The organism is Streptomyces sp. BR123 (genome assembly GCF_013401435.1).
GTDB lineage: Bacteria > Actinomycetota > Actinomycetes > Streptomycetales > Streptomycetaceae > Streptomyces.
Genome location: NZ_JACBGN010000469.1, coordinates 1 through 3,552, shown reverse-complemented (window position 1 = coordinate 3,552; position 3,552 = coordinate 1). Strand labels below are relative to the sequence as shown.

General features: G+C 75.3%; 4 protein-coding genes. 3 read left to right on the top strand and 1 reads right to left on the bottom strand.

All coding sequences use genetic code 11. From position 1 onward, the window contains the following. Positions 1-214 precede the first annotated feature (214 nt). The 3 genes from HYE82_RS35105 (at position 215) to HYE82_RS35095 (ending at position 2,741) form a co-directional block, all read left to right on the top strand. A complete protein-coding gene (locus tag HYE82_RS35105) occupies positions 215-1,354 on the top strand; it encodes a sensor histidine kinase (RefSeq protein ID WP_179178279.1) in 1,140 nt (379 codons plus the stop codon). Next, entirely contained in the window at positions 1,351-1,986 is a 636-nt protein-coding gene (locus HYE82_RS35100; protein ID WP_179178278.1) for a response regulator transcription factor, read from the top strand. Before HYE82_RS35105 ends, HYE82_RS35100 begins: the two co-directional genes overlap by 4 nt. Before the next feature lie 251 nt (positions 1,987-2,237). Next, on the top strand, positions 2,238-2,741 hold the full coding sequence (locus HYE82_RS35095; RefSeq protein ID WP_179178277.1) for a hypothetical protein: 504 nt from the start codon (positions 2,238-2,240) through the stop codon (positions 2,739-2,741). 31 nt (positions 2,742-2,772) lie between these two features. Here HYE82_RS35095 and HYE82_RS35090 read toward each other — a convergent pair whose 3' ends face one another. Beyond that, a complete protein-coding gene (locus HYE82_RS35090; RefSeq protein ID WP_306439687.1) occupies positions 2,773-3,465 on the bottom strand; it encodes a pentapeptide repeat-containing protein in 693 nt (230 codons plus the stop codon). Positions 3,466-3,552: the final 87 nt, after the last annotated feature.

Sequence of the window (3,552 nt, the reverse complement as noted above, 5' to 3'; positions counted from 1 at the left end):
ACCCGTCCCCGTACCGGCTCGCGACGGCTGCCGCACCGGTTGACCCCGGGGTCGTCCGATCGGTTGATGCGCACCGGCCGCGGACACGGCTTGGCTGGTCGGCGCCATCACCCGCGACCGGGCACGATGGAGCCGAACAGCCGATCCGCACCGGGAGCCCGCCGTGAGCCACCTCAGCCGAGCGCCGTCGCGCAAGGGGGACACGGACACCCGGATGCTGGCGACGGTCATGCACACGGCGTTCTTCCTGCTCCTGGCCGCCTCCGTGGCCCGCTACCTGCTCCGCCACCCCGGCTCCCCCGACACCCCCTGGATCATCGCCCTCGGCACCGCGCTCGCCCTGCTGTACGTCCTCGGCCCGGCCCTCGGAGCCGCCCCCACCGCACGCCGGCTGGCCTGGCTCGGGCTGGTCGTCGGCGTGTGGGTGGTGCTCGTCGTCCTCGCACCCAGCTTCGCCTGGTGCGCCGTCCCCCTCTTCTACACCGCCCTGCGGACCCTGCCGCCGCGCGCCGCCATCGTCCTGGTCGCCCTGCTGACGGTCTTCGTCGTCGCCGCCCAGCTCAAGCTGTCCCGCGGGTTCGACCCGAACCTGCTGCTCGCCCCGCCGGCCATCGCCGCACTGTCCACGGCCGTCTTCGTCCACATGGAACGCCAGGCCCAGGCACAGCGGGAACTGATCGACGACCTCATCCGCACCCGGCGGGAGCTGGCCGCCACCGAACGCCGCGAAGGCACCCTCGCCGAACGGCAGCGGCTCTCCATGGAGATCCACGACACCCTCGCCCAGCACCTGTCCAGCCAGCAGATGCTCCTCCAGGCCGCCGACCGGGTCTGGGACGACAGCCCGGCCACCGCCCGGGCACACGTCCGCACCGCCACCGGCATCGCCGCCCGCGGCCTCGCCGAGGCCCGCCGCCTGGTCCACGACCTCGCCCCGCCCGAGCTCGCCGGCGGCGCCGGCCTCGCCGACGCGCTGCGCGCCCTGGACGCCGGACCGGACATCGAGGTCCGCTTCCACCTGGAAGGCACCCCCGTACCGCTGCCCGACCGTGTGCAGTCGGCGCTGCTGCGGGTCGCGCAGGGCGCCCTGGCGAACGTACGGGAACACGCGCGTGCCCGGACCGCGGCCCTCACCCTCAGCTTCCTCGGCGACCAGGTCGTCCTGGACGTCGCCGACGACGGCGAGGGCTTCGACGGGAGCCGGCCGCCGCGCGCGAGCGGCGAGGAACGCGGTCACGGCCTCCCCGCGATGCGCGCGCGGCTCGGCCAGCTGGGCGGCACGCTCACGATCGAATCCGCCGAGGGCGAGGGCACCGTCCTGTCCGCGGCCATCCCCCTGGAGCACCGGCCATGACCACCGCCACGACGACGCTGCTGCTCTGCGACGACCACGCGGTGGTCCGCGCCGGCCTGTTGGCCCTGCTCGGCAGCGCCCCCGACATCGAGGTGATCGGCGAGGCGGGCAGCGGGGAGGAGGCCGTCGCGCTGGCGGCCAGGCTCCGGCCCGACGTGGTCCTGATGGACCTCCAGCTCGGCGAGGGCATCGACGGCGTCGAGGCCACCCGCCGGATCACCGCCGCCTCACCCCATCCGCCCCACGTCCTCGTCCTCACCACGTACGACACCGACGCCGACATCACCCGCGCCATCGGAGCGGGCGCCACCGGCTACCTCCTCAAGGCGGAGCGGCCGGAGGAGCTCTTCGCCGCGATCCACGCCGCCGCGGCCGGACGCACCACCCTGTCGCCTCCGGTCGCCAGCCGCGTGATGGCCCGCATGCGGGGCTCCCGCCCCACCCTGACCGACCGCGAGCTGGACATCCTCGGCCAGCTCGCCCGTGGCCTCGGCAACCGGGAGATCGCCCGCGCCCTGTTCATCAGCGAGGCCACGGTCAAGACCCACCTGGGCCGCATCTACGACAAGCTCGGCGTCGACACCCGCGCGGGCGCCGTCTCGGTGGCCAAGGAACAGCGCCTCCTCCCGTAGGCCCGGGGCCCGGGCCGCCCGGGGTGGGGCCGCCCGGGGCTGGGCTTCTCGGGGGGCCCGGTGCGGGGCCGGCACGGCCGAGCCGGAGCCGAGATCCCGGCGAAGCCACCGCCGTGGGCTCCCGGGTGTCCCGGGTGCCGAAGACCGTGCCGAGACGGCGGGCGAGCCCGGTTCGGCGTCGCTGCAGCGACCGGGCCCGGTCCGTCCGGGGCGGCGCCGGCGGGAGGCGGCGGGCGTGGGACCATCGGGGGGTGCTCGACATCGGCTACTCCCTCTCCCGGCGCTTCCCCGACCCCCCGCAGACCGACTACCGGACGGCGGACGTCCACTCCCTGCGCCACGACCTGTTCTGCGGGGACGTCTACCTCGCCGACACCGAGTCGGACCGGGAAGTGTCCACAGCCTGGGGATGGGTGCCCGTCCTGGACTTCGCCTGGGCGCTCTGCGACATCGTCGAACAGCTCGACCGGGACCCGCGCGGCAGCCGCTCCGCCGACCGGCAGTTCGCCGAACTCGACTTCACCGAGTCCACCGACCGCATGCTCTTCGAACGGCGCTTCGGCTGGGTCGACGTCGAGGCCGACTGGATGCCCGCGGAGGAGGCCCCGCTGACCTTCAGCCACAAGATGCTGCGCCGCGAGGCCCGCGACTTCCTGCACGACCTGCTCGCGGACCTCATCGACATGCACGAGGGCCTCGCCGACAACCCTGCGATCTGGACCCTGCAGGCCCGCTTCCCCCGCGTCCCGGCGTAGCCGCGCACGGCCTGCGTGGTCAGGGTCAGGGTCAGGGGACCACGCGCAGCCCCAGGTGCGCCGCCAGGGCCGGGGCCAGCGACAGGAGCTGGGCCGGCGTGACCGCCGCGCCGGCCAGGGCCTCCACGCCGCGGGCGAAGTCCAGCTCGGCCGCGGCCCGCAGGTCCACGTCCGTCATCCGGACCCCGGTGACGTCCGCCGCCCGCAGGACGCACCCGCGGAACTCCACCCGCTCCAGCAGCGCCCCGCCGAAGTCCGGCTCCACCAGTACGCATTCCTCGAAGACCACGTCCCGCAGCCGCGCCTGCCGCAGGTTCAGGCAGTCGATCTTTCCGCCGCGGAACTCGACCCGCTCCAGCACCGCCCCGTGCAGCGCCGTCCCGCCCAGCCGGGCGTCCACCAGCTCCACGTCCCGGAGCGAGGCCCCGGCCAGATCCGTACCGACCCCCCGGACGCCCTCCAGCAGCGAGTCCAGGATCCGCGCCTTGGCCAGCCCCGCCTCGTCCAACACACAGCGCCGCAGCGCGCAGTCCATGAACCGCGCCCCGGCGCCCTCCTGGCCGGACAGGTCCCGGTCGGCGAACTCCAGGCCGTCGTAGTCCCCGTCGGGCTCCAGCCCGCCGCCCTGCCACGGGATCAGGTCCGGCGGCAGCCCCACCTGCGGCCGCCGCGCCGCCTTCACCGCCTGTGCCCTGTCCGGCCTCTGCCGTCCGCTCCGCGCCATGCGACCCATCCTGCCCCGCGGGACCGACAGGCCCCGGCCCCGAGCCGGGCCGAGGGGCCGGGCCGAACCGCCCGGAGACCCACCGCC